Annotated in this window: 10 protein-coding genes; 7 read left to right on the top strand and 3 right to left on the bottom strand. The window is 33.0% G+C overall.

Features of this window, described 5'->3' with window-relative positions:
* Positions 1–367: 367 nt before the first annotated feature.
* The 3 genes from HOLDEFILI_RS10950 to HOLDEFILI_RS10940 all read left to right on the top strand — a co-directional run bounded on the left by HOLDEFILI_RS10950 (position 368) and on the right by HOLDEFILI_RS10940 (position 4,127).
* Positions 368–1,471 carry a radical SAM family protein gene (locus HOLDEFILI_RS10950; RefSeq protein WP_006059746.1) on the top strand — a complete coding sequence of 368 codons (1,104 nt, stop codon included), beginning with the start codon at positions 368–370 and terminating at the stop codon, positions 1,469–1,471.
* Complete coding sequence (locus HOLDEFILI_RS10945) at positions 1,464–2,537, top strand: polysaccharide pyruvyl transferase family protein (protein ID WP_006059745.1); 1,074 nt, start codon at positions 1,464–1,466, stop codon at positions 2,535–2,537. The genes HOLDEFILI_RS10950 and HOLDEFILI_RS10945 overlap by 8 nt, the downstream gene beginning before the upstream one ends.
* A 159-nt stretch (positions 2,538–2,696) precedes the next feature.
* A complete protein-coding gene (locus tag HOLDEFILI_RS10940; protein ID WP_039864811.1) occupies positions 2,697–4,127 on the top strand; it encodes a lipopolysaccharide biosynthesis protein in 1,431 nt (476 codons plus the stop codon).
* Here HOLDEFILI_RS10940 and HOLDEFILI_RS10935 read toward each other — a convergent pair.
* Genes HOLDEFILI_RS10935 through HOLDEFILI_RS10925 form a run of 3 tightly spaced genes read right to left on the bottom strand, consistent with a single transcriptional unit; the run spans position 4,124 to position 8,988 of the window.
* Positions 4,124–5,563 carry a hypothetical protein gene (locus tag HOLDEFILI_RS10935; protein ID WP_039864810.1) on the bottom strand — a complete coding sequence of 480 codons (1,440 nt, stop codon included), beginning with the start codon at positions 5,561–5,563 and terminating at the stop codon, positions 4,124–4,126. The two genes, HOLDEFILI_RS10940 and HOLDEFILI_RS10935, sit on opposite strands and share 4 nt — an antisense overlap.
* A gap of 18 nt (positions 5,564–5,581) precedes the next feature.
* Positions 5,582–6,967, bottom strand: coding sequence for an MBOAT family O-acyltransferase (locus HOLDEFILI_RS18465; RefSeq protein ID WP_006059742.1), 1,386 nt, complete (start codon positions 6,965–6,967; stop codon positions 5,582–5,584).
* Positions 6,968–6,984: 17 nt separating this feature from the next.
* The gene (locus HOLDEFILI_RS10925; RefSeq protein ID WP_006059741.1) at positions 6,985–8,988 is read right to left on the bottom strand and encodes a hypothetical protein; all 2,004 of its coding nucleotides are present in this window, start codon (positions 8,986–8,988) and stop codon (positions 6,985–6,987) included.
* A 172-nt stretch (positions 8,989–9,160) separates the two neighbouring features.
* On the opposite strand from HOLDEFILI_RS10925, the gene HOLDEFILI_RS10920 reads away from it, so the two are divergent.
* The 4 genes from HOLDEFILI_RS10920 to HOLDEFILI_RS10905 all read left to right on the top strand — a co-directional run bounded on the left by HOLDEFILI_RS10920 (position 9,161) and on the right by HOLDEFILI_RS10905 (position 13,859).
* Complete coding sequence (locus HOLDEFILI_RS10920; RefSeq protein WP_006059740.1) at positions 9,161–11,092, top strand: phospholipid carrier-dependent glycosyltransferase; 1,932 nt, start codon at positions 9,161–9,163, stop codon at positions 11,090–11,092.
* Between the two features lie 14 nt (positions 11,093–11,106).
* Positions 11,107–12,825, top strand: coding sequence for a hypothetical protein (locus HOLDEFILI_RS10915; protein WP_039864809.1), 1,719 nt, complete (start codon positions 11,107–11,109; stop codon positions 12,823–12,825).
* 33 nt (positions 12,826–12,858) lie between these two features.
* Positions 12,859–13,311 carry a DUF2383 domain-containing protein gene (locus HOLDEFILI_RS10910; protein WP_006059738.1) on the top strand — a complete coding sequence of 151 codons (453 nt, stop codon included), beginning with the start codon at positions 12,859–12,861 and terminating at the stop codon, positions 13,309–13,311.
* A gap of 137 nt (positions 13,312–13,448) precedes the next feature.
* Positions 13,449–13,859, top strand: coding sequence for a GtrA family protein (locus HOLDEFILI_RS10905; protein ID WP_006059737.1), 411 nt, complete (start codon positions 13,449–13,451; stop codon positions 13,857–13,859).
* Positions 13,860–13,943 lie beyond the last annotated feature (84 nt).

Genomic DNA, 13,943 nt, shown 5'->3' with positions numbered 1-13,943 from the left:
AGCTGGGCAACTGATTTTTCAGCATACCAATAAAAATCATCGATCATGTCTTAGAAGATCCGCATTGTGAAATTTGTGGTAAGTGGATAAGGGAATTAGCGCTTTAGATGTAACCTGTGAAATACCTTGGAAAGGCTAAAATTATGGTAACTTTAACTTAAAAGACTTAGTTACATAGATATAATGCTAACAAATTGGAAATGATAAAAATTTAATTAACTATATCACTGTAAAAAAACTAGTCCATGTGTTATACTCAAAACGAAATTATAAACTGAAAAGATTTTGCTTTATTTGTATTCGTGATAGAATGAATATTGTCAATTTATATATCAAAATTTGTTTGTACTAAAAGGAGAAATCATATATGCAACAAGTTAAAAGATTATTATTATTACATATTCCTACGGCACAATGTAATTTGCAGTGTAAGTATTGTTATGTTAAGCAAAGAAATGAATGGAAAAAAGAAAAAAAGAGTTTTGCTCGTTCTCCAGAGTTTATTGCAAAAGCACTTTCTAAAGATAGAGTTGGTGGAACTTGTTACGTGAACCTTACAGCAGGTGGCGAGACTTTACTTGATCCAGAAGTACTTGAACTTATAGAATTATTGCTTGAGGAGCATTTTGTTGAAGTTGTTACAAATGGTACTTTGACTGAACGTTTTAGAGTTTTAGCAAAGCTACCGCCACAAAAATTAAAGCGTCTGGTATTTAAATTTTCTTATCATTATGATGAATTAAAGCGATTGGGGATCATTGATCGTTTTTTTGAAAATGTTAATTTAATGAAGCAATGCGGATGTTCATTTACAATTGAAATGGTGGGGAGTGATAATCAAATTGAAGAAATTGATGAATTGAAAAGGCTTTGTATGCAAAAATTGGGAGCTGTTCCACATGTAACGCTTCCAAGAAACGAGAAAAATACAAATTTAGATATTTATACTAAGCTTGAACGCAGCAAATATATTGAGATTTGGGAAAATAATTTTAATAGTAAGTTTTTGGATTTGAAGCTTAAACTATTAGGCGAAAAAAGGAATGAATATTGTTATGCCGGCTGTTGGTCTTTGTTTATTAATTTAGGCACAGGATTTGCGCAGCCGTGTTATGGTCAATTAATAAATCAGAATATTTTTGTTGATATAAATAAGCCAATTAAATGGATTGCTGTAGGAAAATGCTGTTCACAACCTTATTGCTATAATGGACATGCTTTTTTAACGTTTGGGATAATTCCTGAATTAGATATGCCAACATATTTTGACGTTAGAAATAGGAATTGTGAAGACCGCGATTGGATTGTAAATGAAGTGAAAGATTTTTATAAAAGTAAATTGTATGAGAGTAATGAAGAATATTCAAAAAAGGAGAAAGTAAATAACGAAATTAAGAAGGCTATTAATTTAGTTCCAAGCATTTATCTGACAACTAAAATGCTCATGAAAAAGAGGCTTGAAAATGACTAAAGCCATATTATGGATTAAATCTAAATTGAATAGAAAGCTATGGTTTTATATTAGAGCCTTTTTTGTATCTCCTGATGTGCTTTATATATTAAGAAAACTAAAAAAAAATGATGAAAAGAAAAGAATTGTAATTCTAGGAACCTCTGAATATGGTAATTTTGGAGATCATGCTATTTCTGAGGCAATATTAGATTTCATTGATTCCTGTGAATTAAATAGCAAAGTTTTCGAAATAAATGGTGCAATATATAAAGCGTTTAGAAAAGAAGTGATAAAGATAATACATAAAGATGATATTATTATTTTGCCTGGTGGTGGTTGGTTAAGTGATATCTATAAAGAAGACTCTGATTTAATTTTTGAAGTTTGTAATTTATTCGAAAATGAAATTGTTATCTTCCCACAGACAGTTTATTTTAGTAATAATTGTCCGTACAATTATTATGATAAACTTCAAAAAGCTTTTCAAAAAGAAAATATACATATTTTTGTTCGCGATCAAAATTCTTTTAAACTATTAAACCGAATGCTTATAAATGTAGATATTAAACTTACTCCTGATATTGTAACCTGTATCAGCGAAAAATTTAATGTTAAGCGCAAAGAAAAAATTTTATTATGTCTTCGACAAGATGCTGAGAAAAATATTAATTATGACGTAGAAGTATTCTTATCAAATTTACTGAATAACTATTGTGTAGAACAGTATTCAACAGTTGAAAATATATTAATAAAGATAAAAAATAGACGAAAAAAAATGAGAAAAAAAATTTATGAGGTTGCTGAAAGCCAGTTAATAGTTACAGACAGACTTCATGGAATGTTGTTTGCCCTGATAACTGGAACCCCTTGTATAGCTTTAGATAATTCAACACATAAAGTAAGTGGCGTTTATGCAGAACTCGACAATTTATATCCATATATAAGATATGTTGAAGACATATGGACAATAACACCTGATAGCGTTATAGAATTAATTGGTAAAGCGAACGCCTATGATAAATCTATTCTAAAAGATATGTTTTCTCCGTTAGAAAAGCTTTTAAAAGAGTTAGATGAGAGTTAATCAAATTTATGACTAATTCTTAACATATCACCATTAAGTTTATATTTTCTTTTTGGTAACAGAAAAAGAAAAATTACAGGCTAAAATCTAAATTATTTAGTTTTAGTTAACCATTAGGGTAATAAATTTATCAATATTCTATTGAAAGGAAGTAGAAAGATGAGCAGATCTAAAGAGTTAACTAAAAAAACATTAATAATTGCAATAGGGAGAATATCTACTCAATTAATAGCTTTTCTTTTGCTGCCTTTATATACGAAATTATTATCAACTGAAGAGTATGGATCCGTTGAATTAGTTACTACATTAGTACATTTATTCGTACCTATTGTTTCGTTAATGCTAGATCAGGGGGTTTTTAGAATCTTGCTGAATTGTAAAAGCGAAATAGATAAAAAAAAGGCCATTTCAAGTGGCTTTTGGACGTTGACGGGATTTAATATATTATTTTTTATCATTTTTTGTATTGGCTCAGTCAACATTCATAAAGATTATAAAATTTGGCTGTTTTTAATCCTTATTGCTACAACTTATAATAATTTATTTCTACAGATAGCAAGAGGATTAAATCAGACAAAAGATTATGCTTTAGGGAGTTTTATTAGTTCATTATCTATAATTATAATTAATGTATTTTGCATAGTTTATTTAAAAATGGGAGTAGTTGGTATGTTGTTAGCCACTTTTTGTGGTAATTTAATATCTTGTTTATTTTTATTAATAAAGGTGAAATTCTATAAATATATTTCTTTGAAACATTTGGAAAAATCTTGTATTGTTGAAACATTGGTATATTCTGTTCCCCTCGTCCCTAATCAGTTATCATTATGGGTAATGAATGGCTCTGATCGTTTGATTGTTACCTTGTTTTTGGGCATGTCAGTTAATGGAATCCTTGCTGTATCGCAAAAATTTTCAGCAGCATTTACGACTGTTTTTTGGATATTTCAATTAGCATGGCATGAAGTTGGCGTAATGCATTATTTTGATAAGGATAGAGATATATTTTTTTCAGATATGATTGAGAAAATAATCTTAATGTTTTCAGTGTTTTGTATAGGAACAATAATTATCATACCTTTAGTATTTAATTGGTTTATAAATCCGATGTACAATTCTGCTTATTTTAATATACCAATTTATTTGATAGCTGCTTTGTTTAACGTAGTAATTGGTTTACTGGGAATCGTGTATGTAGCTAAAAAAAATACGTTTGAAATTGCAAAATCAACAATGCTGGCTGCTTTTATAAATATAATTATTAATCTACTTTTGATTAAGTTTTTAGGTTTATTTGCCGCATCAATATCGACGTTTATGGGATATTTGATAACAATGATATACAGAATTATTGATACAAAAAAATATTTGAAAATTAAATATAACTTAAAATTGTATGTTAGTTTAACAATTTCTATTACAGTATGTACATTAGTTTATTATCTCAATAGTAAATTAATCTCATGTGTATTATTGCTTATATTTTTACTATCCGTTATTTATTTTTATAAGGGAATTATATTGTTGTATTTCAAGAAATCAAAAATAATACTAAAAAAATTTTTAATGACCATTTTATCTAGACCTTAAAGACGATTTTTTAGCCAAAATACCATTGAATAATCAATATACAATGAATCAAGTACTCTTCCTTGTGTATCAATTATAACAATTTTAAGTCCTGGATCTTCCGAGGTTTCTTGTTTCCCGTTTATGATGATATTATTATTATCAAATTTTATACTTGCATTCTTAGATTTATATTCTTTTACTAAGCTGTTATCCTCTTCATAAAATAATACTTGATCATTTTGAGTTACCATAATGAAATCTTTGTCTTTATTATTGATAAAATCAAAGTGAATACCAACATTATTTAACATTTTATTTTCGTATTCTCCAATAAAAGAATGTCCATCGGTTCCATTATAGCTAATTGCAAATGTAAATCCTGATTCTTGAATATAATCAAAGTAATTGTAAATATCATCGACACTTTGTAATAATTTTTCCATCGTATCATTGTAGAGTTGATCTAAAGCTGTTTCATACGATTCAATTTTTTTCGGCTTTGAAGTGCTTAAGTGATAATCTTGTTCTAAGACTTCAATCAACTTATTCATGAGTTTTGTAGAACCACGGATATTTGTATGCCAAATGTCACCGTCCTGATCAAAATGAAAGTTCATTTCTTCATAGAGATCGTTAAAATCGATGAATTGAATTTCTTTGCTTTGAGCATATTGCTTAATATATTGAAGCATATTGTATTCGTGCTGGGTGACATAGTAAGGAGTTTTGACTAATAAGAGCGGTAAATTCTTTTTCCTGCATAGATCAATAATTTTATCAAGATATTGCAGATTGGTTTCATCGGGTTTTACAGTTTCTGTTTGATGGTAGGTATCTCGTTCTATTTTTTTATCAGATTCAGGATAGCCCATAGTCCAACCGAAAAAAGGATTGAAGTGCTTTTCGAAAGGAAATTTAAAATCATCCATTGTCATTTCATTCCATCGTGAGTGATAGAGTCTCAAATCTAACAAATAATCCAATTTCAGTGATTGATCACTTATTTCTTTTAGAGATTGAGCTCGATAGATCTCATTTCGCAAACCTTCAGAGTTCTTTTTATAAATTCCGTCTGTTTGGCAGGCCTTAGAGCTCTCCAGAAGCCCGAAGACATCGAGGACGATAACTTGAGGTGTTTGAGTTTTTAGCGCTTGTTTGAGGTAGTAATAGGTCTGTGAAAAGGGTTGACACTCGCCTGCGAAAACATAACTATAAGCTCCTGTTTTCTTCCAGAGAATTGCTGGATTGAAGGCATAGTAAGAATGACTGGAGCCAAGGAAAAGGACATCTAACGAATCTTTTTCGAGCGCGTAGAAACCTTCTGTTTTGTTCGTCATATCATCCGGCGCTTCATAGTATTCCGGACGCAAAACAATTGAAAAGTAAGTCGTCAGCAGACAAGCTGTGATCACTAATAATATACATTTAAATATAAACTGAATTGTTTTCTTCATTGTCATTACCTTCTTTAATTAAAACTGAATGTAAATAAATTGATTCGCATCATATCCTGTTCCATACACGCCAAGAATAAGGAAAGTGGAGAATAAGAGAATATAAATTAAGAAACGAAATACAAAATTTCTTTTTCTAAACCATTTGATCATATCGAAATGATTTCGCAGGAGATCTAAAATTACAATAATCAATATGAAGAACAAAGCGATGGAGAGTTCTTTTGAAGAGATTTTAAGTAAATCTAAGTTGAGCTTAAAGGATGGGAAAAATAATGCTTTCTGCAATATTGCCAGTGCTTGTTTAACATCGGTTATTTTAAAGAATACCCATGAGATAGTAATTAAAACAAAGTTAAGTATAATCTTTAAAAATCGGATTAGTGAATTCGAAGCTTTCTTCGATAGATGTATGATTTGTTCAAATATTTGTAAAAGGGCATGAAAGAGTCCCCAGAGAACAAACGACCAAGAGGCACCATGCCATAAACCGCTAATCAGGAAGACAACAATCAAATTCCTGTATTTCTTTGTGGTCCCTTTGCGATTTCCACCTAACGGAATATAAATATAATCCCGCAGCCATGAACTAAGGGAAATATGCCAGCGCCGCCAGAACTCAGAGATACTCTCGGCAAGATAAGGTGTTTTAAAGTTTTCTTCAATCTTGAATCCAAAACATTTCGAGATACCAATTGCCATATTAGAATAGGCATCAAAGTCTAAATAAATTTGAAAAGAATATAAGATCATGGCAATCCATAGTAAACCTCCTGAGGCTTCTTGCCATTGGAAGTAAATGGAATCGACTAATATTAATAAATTATCAGCGATCACTACTTTTTCAAAACAGCCCAAGGCTGTACGGATCAACCCTGATTCAATCCGGGATGTTTTCCAGGAACGCTGCCTTTTTAACTGTGTAAAAAAGGATTTTGGTCGATTAATCGGCCCAGCTGTAAAAACTGGAAAAAAGGAAAGATAAAGCCAGCAATTTAGATAACTGGTTTCTGCGTCCATCCTTTTTTTAACAACTTCAATACAATAGCTGATTGCTTTAAAGGTATAAAAGGAGATGCCAACAGGCGCTAGCCAGGAAAAATGGAAGAAAGGAAATATAAGTTTATAATATTTGAAAATAACTAAGCCCGCTACTAATACCACAATAGCAATTAATAGTTCGGAGTTTTGCTTTTTTCTTTTTGTTTTACTTAGGCGCAGCCCAAGAATATAGACAACAAGACTTACTACAAATAAATAGATAACGCCCAATAGCCCGAATGAACTGACATAAAATAAATTAATCAGAGTGAGCCAATAGTTTTGAATCCGTTTAGGTATTATATAGTAAATAACTAAACTGATTATTAAGAAAGCTGCGAAATTTAATGAGGTGGGCTGCATGGTTGTTCTCCTTATCTTTAATGGAATAATCTATAGAATTGCGAGTACAACTGAGGATTAGTGAGCGCAATATTGTCTGAGTCCGGAAGAAAGAATAAAGATAAATTATATAAAATACCAATCAGGCATAGAAATAAAACTGTATATATGAATATTTTTCTTACTTCTTTATCTTTCATTTGAATATAAAGAGAAAAGAGAATAAGCGTGGTTCCTATAAAGATAAAAATTGCAAAATCGGAAATGTAACGTTGTAATAACCCTGCACATTGAATGTCAATAAACATAATAAGAATACCGAGGATTAGAAAAGTAAGATAGCTAATTAAAGTTTTATGTTTTTTTATTCGTTTCAAATATGGCAATAAAATTGAGAAATAAAGGATAGGATTACAGGATAAGAGTCCCCCAGTCATTGATTCTCGAGTAAGTTCCCCTATATAATTTGTATTAAATTCAACGTACTGAAGATACGGAAAGACAGATTGGATATTCGGAAACTGAAATAAATAAGTGAAAATTCCTATAAAGAATCGATCAAAAACAAAACCTCTCCGAGTCATATCGTTGGTCGTTAAATTATAGCTTGATCCAAAATCAAAAGGAGAATCAAAGCGTGTCCAGTTATAGAACATTAATCCTGCAGCGATGATGACATAGGGGAGTAAGGCAACCATAAGGTATTTTTGGTTTTGTTTTTCTCTTAGATTCTTTAATTCGGGTAGGAAGAAGAGGAATGCTAAGAAAGAACCGAGAATCAGTTGCGGTCTGCAGGCGGCAACGAAGGCCATACAACAAGATCCTATAAACAAAATTTTGCAATTAAGCGAATGATCAGTTTGCCTGGATTTCAGCCACAAAAATAGTCCCCAGATCGTAAGCGCCAATCCCATCATAATGGGTACTGAATAAATATCAGGACGTCTGGCTATGAAAAAAGCTCCGCTGCCCAATATCGTGGCTGAACTTAGTAATAGACTTAAACCGAGTGGTATTTTTCTTTGATAATATCGAATAACAATTTCTTCAAAAAACAAGAAAACTCCTAGAATGAAGAAAGTTTCAGAGATCATAATTGGAATGGGATTAGGAAGATGAGTTCCTGTAATTAAAAAATAGGGAAGATAGAAGACTAGTTCCGGACCAATTCCAAAATATACAAAATACTTACCTTTATAATAAGCAAAATCCCAGAAATAATAGACATCTTCCTGGATTCGGAGCGAACTATCATAGGGATTTGATAGTTGTTTTAATTCTTCTGAAGGATCAACGAGTAAAGATGTCTGTCCCTTAGCTAATGCTTCCGCTAAATAATGATATTCTTGAGGATGAGGATAGGCTGTATCTTTCCAGAAGAAAGGATTAGAGAAAAGCACAAGAGCAAATAACAGGATATGGCATGAAGCAGTTACTATAATCATAGTCTTCCGTTTTGTTGAATTTCCTTTAAAAGAGAGAGTAAAGAAGCTGCGATGCTGATATAATTGATAAATAAGGATGAAGAGGATGAACATCGTTAAAATTCTTAAAGTTTGTATTTTCAAGGGAACTCGAACATTTATTTCAGAAGCGATTATAGTAAATTTGGCGTTATCTGGATTATAGAAAGAAATACGTAGACTTTTTACATCACCATAGGGGTGTATTCTAATGATATGAGTTTCTTCCAGAGATTCAATATAAGTTTGATTCCCTTTATAACTCATTTGGGAATGACCTTCATCGCTATAATTGATTTTTAAATCGAGCGTAGTTGGGCAGCCATTTCCTTCACAGTGCAGATTGATTTTTATATTCTGGACATTTTGATTTAAATAATTATATTGTATTGTTTGTAAACTTTGATCTGGGAATACTAATTTATCGGACTTATAATTTCCGTCAATAGAAATTTGATAGCCAGGTTTACTTTGAGGAAATGTAAGTGATTCCCAAGTGCGCCAGTTAAAAATGAAAACTTCAATGGACATGACAACAAGTAAAAAAATGAAATAAGGATAGAATTTCTTTTTCTTCATTTTCCTCTCCCCTGTAAAAATAAATCCCCAATATAGTTCTTAAAAAAATAATACACAATTTAATCAAGAAATTCTATAGTTAGTGTAAAGTTGTAAAAGAAATGTAAGTATGAAGTATGTAGAAAGCCTAGTTTGATTCTGATATACTATTAGCTAAAAGGAGTCCTGAAACATGTTAAAAGAAATAAGTTTAACGCTTTTTCATAATCAAGAATTAATTAGTTTACTTCTAATTGAAGGTGTTATCCTGATTGTTTCTTTTATGATATATAAGAGTTTAAAGGAAAAAAATGAAATAATAAAGCCTCAGTCAAAAGAAACATCCGCTGGAAAGGCGGTCTGGAATGCTTTCGACATTTTAATATGCGGGACAATAACATTAATGTTCCTGGTTGTTGCATTCTGGCAATTGGGGGACACTGAACTGCCGCAAACGCGTTGGCAGCCAACCCAGTCGAATGAATCTTTTATTTTACAGATTGCGGATGGTAGCAGTGCCTTTGATCGAATTTATCTGCTTTCTGGTGAGGGGGATAATAATGCATTAGAAAGCGGTTATCAAATTGGTTTAAGAAATGTCTTAATCGAAGGATCCAATGATTTAGTAGATTGGGATAATATTTCGCAAATTGATAACAGCAGTTATCTCCAGTGGAAAATTATCGAAGGACAATGGAATTATCGCTATCTTCGTATCACGGCTGGAGAAAAGAATAATGTTATTAATGAAATTGGATTGAAGCGAGCGGGATTTAATGATTTTTTACCATTGACTGTTTATTCGAGTGATACTGAAGGCACTTACGATCCGCAGTTGGTTATTGACGAGCAGTCTAAGCTGAAGATCGATCCGTTGTATCTGAATGAAACCTATTTTGACGAGATCTATCATGTTCGCAACGCTCAGGAAATTGCTGAAGGTCAGGTTATGTATGCTTTCGTCCATCCGCTTTTGGGAACGCAAGTTATTGCGTTTTTTATCAAATTATTAGGTAATAATCCTTTTGCGTGGCGATTTGGCGGGGTTCTTTTCAGCGCTGCGATGATCCCTCTGTTGTATGATCTTTGCCGCAGATTATTTAATAAGACTTTTTACGCAGCTCTGGGAGCTGTTTTCCTGGCCTGTGATTTTATGCATTTAACAACGGCGAGAATCGCTACGTTGGAACCTTTTTCTGTTTTCTTTATTTTACTGATGACTTATTTCATGATTCGTTATTGCTTGATGAACTTTTATGTGGATGATTTTAAGAAATCATTAGGTTTATTAGCCGCAGCTGGAATCAGCATGGGAATTGGCGTTTCCGTAAAATGGACAGGTGTTTATGCTGGGATGGGATTGGCCGTATTATTTTTCAGCAGCTTAATCAGCCGTTATGTTGAATACAGACTGGCGAAACGAGCGAAAGAACCAACCGCATTAGAAAAACATAAAATTGAAGTTTTCCCTAAATACTGTTGGATTACCCTTCTTTGGTGCTGCCTGTGGTTTGTTTTGATCCCTTTGATTATCTATGCCTTATCTTATTTGCCGTGTATAATCAATCGCGGCGAGGGATGGAGTCTAAGCGGAGTTTTCAAGCAGACTATGGGGATGTATAACTATCATGCGAATCTTGACGCAACCCATCCTTTTCAATCGGTATGGTGGCAATGGATACTGGATGCCCGTCCAATTTGGTATTATCATCATATCAGTGAGAATCTTGTTTACACCATCTCAGCTTTTGGCAATCCGCTGATTTGGTGGTCTGGATTTATTGCGATTCTTTTCTGTGTCTATGATTTTATCAGAAATAAAACAAAAACAGCGGGAATGATTTTAGTCTGTTATTTTGCTCAGCTCATTCCTTGGATGTTAGTCACTCGCTGTGTTTTTATTTATCACTATTATCCTTCAGTTCCATTTTTAATCGTCGCGCTTGTTTACGGATTGAAATGCTTGATTGACAAGGATGCTCGTTACGAAAAGCGGATCAAAATTTTTACCCTTGCCTGTATTTTGCTTTTTGTTTTATTTTTACCTGCGACAGCTGGCTTTGGCACAACTCAAGCTTATATTGATGGATTTATGCGATGGTTTCCAAGCTGGTACTTTGGATAAAAGGAGGGCAAAAGATGAAGCGAAAGCAACAACTGTTTTTTGTTCTATTCTGTCTTGTTATTGCCTTGTTATCTTTAGCTCCTTATTGGACTCATGGAGTTAATCTGGAGCATGACACAAGTTTTCACTTAAGCCGGATTGAAGGTTTGGTGCAAAGTTTTAAAGACGGAATTTTTATGCCGCGAATTTATCCCTATAAGAATAATAATTTTGGATATGCCAGTCCGTTGTTCTACTGTGATTTTTTCTTAATTATACCCGCCTTACTCTATAATGCGGGCTTAAGCTTGGCGCGCAGCTATCAGTTCTTACTTTTGCTTTGCAGCTTTTTTTCGGCTTGGTTTATGGGAAAGCTAACGATAAAGCTTAGCCGGCAGCAGCCCGCAATGTATTTGGCTGCATTTCTTTATGTTTTTTCACTCTATCGATTCACCGATATTTATGTTCGCGGAGCTTTAGGGGAAGTGCTGGCTTTTATCTTTATGCCTGTGGCTTTAATTGGAATCTATGAAGTCCTTTGGGGTGATGAAAAAAAATGGTCTTGGCTAATGACGGGCTATTCAGGATTACTTCTTTCCCACACGCTATCCTTTTATCTGATGGTTCTAATTTTGCTTGTTTTCATCCTTATTCGCTGGCATGTGTTAAATCAGCAGAGACAGAGGGGAACAGCGATCATCAAAGCAGCTTTATGGGCAATCGGCTTATGTTCCTTTTATCTCTGGCCGATGCTGGAACAAATGACAAGTCAAGAGCTATACTTACATTATTATGCAGGAAGTTCTGATTTGGCATCAACCGCATTAAATGCCTGGCAATATACTGAAATGACGATGAATTTTTCCGTTTCTAATGTTGCTTATGATCCAGGGCAGGCAATGACGACCAATCTGGGCGTTTTGATACCTATTTTACCGTTGCTCGGCGTATTTCTCTTTAATCAAGAAAAAACCAAAGAGAGTAATTTTCTTTATCTGATTTGCGGTTTGGGTTATCTTTGTTACTTCTTATGCAACCGATTATTTCCCTGGGAATATTTTGCGTGGATGCGAATTATTCAGTTTCCGTGGCGATTGATGAGTCTTGCGGATTTATTTCTATGTCCTGCTGCGGCGATTATCTCCGTAAGATTCTTTAGAAGATCGGGCATCATAGTTGTTCCGATTTTAATTGTTTATGGAATAATGGTGGGGCTTATACGGATTATGCCCGTTGCTGAAAGACCAATTATTTTTGGGACAGACATGCCGTATGAAGCTTTGATTGATGGAACTTTATTGGATCCATACTATGGCGATTCTTTTTATGTCCGACCTGAAATCGCCGGTGCAGATTATTTGCCAGTGGCTCAAACCGATTATCGTACAGCATCCCGTTGTGTGACTGTTGAAAATAAAGAAATTGCCTGCGGCATTGAAAAACAAGGAAACAAAACAAGTTTTGAAATTACCAAGATGGGAACCAATACATGGATGCAAATACCGGTAACTTATTACAAGGGGTATACTGCTGCGGCGGTGGATACGAATGGTAAACAATTCAAACTTCCTGTAATAAAAAATAAAGAAAGCGGATTGGTTGAAGTGAATAATAAGAATGTTACATCGGGAATAATTACTATTACTTATTCAGGAACCTGGATCCAAAAAGCATCTGCGCTGCTTACTTTCTTAACCTGTTGTTTATGGACCTGCACTCAACTTATCTATGGAAAAAAGGATAGATCAATATAAAAATGGGGAATACTATTTTTAGAGGTGAATGAAATGAATTCTATGGATAACGAAATTGTTAAAGATTTAAATGAATTATTAAGAGGGTGTCATATGGGTGCATCGACGTTTAAGGAGTATTTAGTCGAAGCGCAATCAGAAAAGTTAAGAGAAACATTAAAGCATTCGTTAGATATTTTTCAGAAACATGAAACTGAATTGACAAGCAGAATTAATTCCTATGGTGAGGATGCGGCAGATTCTACTGGGATCATGGCTGTCTTATCTGAAATGACTGAGAAGATTAAAACGATGATGGCAGATAGTGACGAAGAAATTTTGAATCAATCGATAAAAGCGATGGATATGGGATTAAAAGCATGTCATGATTTTATTGATAAACATAAACAAGTACCTGAAGAATTGTTATTTGTCATTCATGATCTTGAAGCGGATTACAAAAAGGTTTATCGTGATTTGACAGAATTAAAGTTAAATAATTATTAAGGCTTGATTGCTTAACGCATTCAAGTTTTTTATTTAGAAGAAATCGTTAATTTTATAGGTTATTTGAAGAAGAAAATGAAGCTTTACGAATCAAAATATGATAAACTAGTTAAGGTTAAAGAGTTAAGGAGTTTAATATGTTAGAAAAAATAAAAGAAAAATTTTTAAATAAAAGCTTTTTATCGTTTGCTTTTATCGGCGCGTTCAATACGATTTTATCTCAGATATTATATATGATTTTCGTTAGTTTCAGTATCGCAGTATCGACTTCAAGTTTACTTGGTGATGTTGTTCCTATGTTTTTTTCTTATTTTTTAAACATGCATTTTACTTATCATGAAAAACCGAATTGGAAAAGCTTTATTTCATTTCCAATCAGTTATCTTCCGGGAATTATCATTAATATGGTAATGACTGTAATCTTCGTTAACTGGATCGGCGTGGACAAACTTTTCGCCAAAGCTTTCGCCTTGCCGCTGACAATTCCGATTAATTACTTGACAATGTCCTTAATCGTAAAATTAACATCGAATAAAGATAAAAATTAAGGTGAGTAAGGCCGGTTCCAGTGTTTTCTGGGCCGGCTTTTATAGAAAGTCAGTTTGATCTATGATATGATTTACAAGGTGATT

Origin of the sequence: Holdemania filiformis DSM 12042 (genome assembly GCF_000157995.1) — a bacterium.
Lineage (GTDB): Bacteria > Bacillota_I > Bacilli_A > Erysipelotrichales > Erysipelotrichaceae > Holdemania > Holdemania filiformis.
Note: the sequence above shows the minus strand (reverse complement) of the source record. Positions and strands in the feature narration are given on the sequence as shown.

What these genes read in the sequence shown, in the direction of transcription:
- HOLDEFILI_RS10950 (WP_006059746.1), top strand. Translation starts at nt 368, where the DNA reads ATGCAACAAGTTAAAAGATTATTATTATTACATATTCCTACGGCACAA.
- HOLDEFILI_RS10945 (WP_006059745.1), top strand. Translation starts at nt 1,464, where the DNA reads ATGACTAAAGCCATATTATGGATTAAATCTAAATTGAATAGAAAGCTA.
- HOLDEFILI_RS10940 (WP_039864811.1), top strand. Translation starts at nt 2,697, where the DNA reads ATGAGCAGATCTAAAGAGTTAACTAAAAAAACATTAATAATTGCAATA.
- HOLDEFILI_RS10935 (WP_039864810.1), bottom strand. Translation starts at nt 5,563, where the DNA reads ATGAAGAAAACAATTCAGTTTATATTTAAATGTATATTATTAGTGATC.
- HOLDEFILI_RS18465 (WP_006059742.1), bottom strand. Translation starts at nt 6,967, where the DNA reads ATGCAGCCCACCTCATTAAATTTCGCAGCTTTCTTAATAATCAGTTTA.
- HOLDEFILI_RS10925 (WP_006059741.1), bottom strand. Translation starts at nt 8,988, where the DNA reads ATGAAGAAAAAGAAATTCTATCCTTATTTCATTTTTTTACTTGTTGTC.
- HOLDEFILI_RS10920 (WP_006059740.1), top strand. Translation starts at nt 9,161, where the DNA reads ATGTTAAAAGAAATAAGTTTAACGCTTTTTCATAATCAAGAATTAATT.
- HOLDEFILI_RS10915 (WP_039864809.1), top strand. Translation starts at nt 11,107, where the DNA reads ATGAAGCGAAAGCAACAACTGTTTTTTGTTCTATTCTGTCTTGTTATT.
- HOLDEFILI_RS10910 (WP_006059738.1), top strand. Translation starts at nt 12,859, where the DNA reads ATGAATTCTATGGATAACGAAATTGTTAAAGATTTAAATGAATTATTA.
- HOLDEFILI_RS10905 (WP_006059737.1), top strand. Translation starts at nt 13,449, where the DNA reads ATGTTAGAAAAAATAAAAGAAAAATTTTTAAATAAAAGCTTTTTATCG.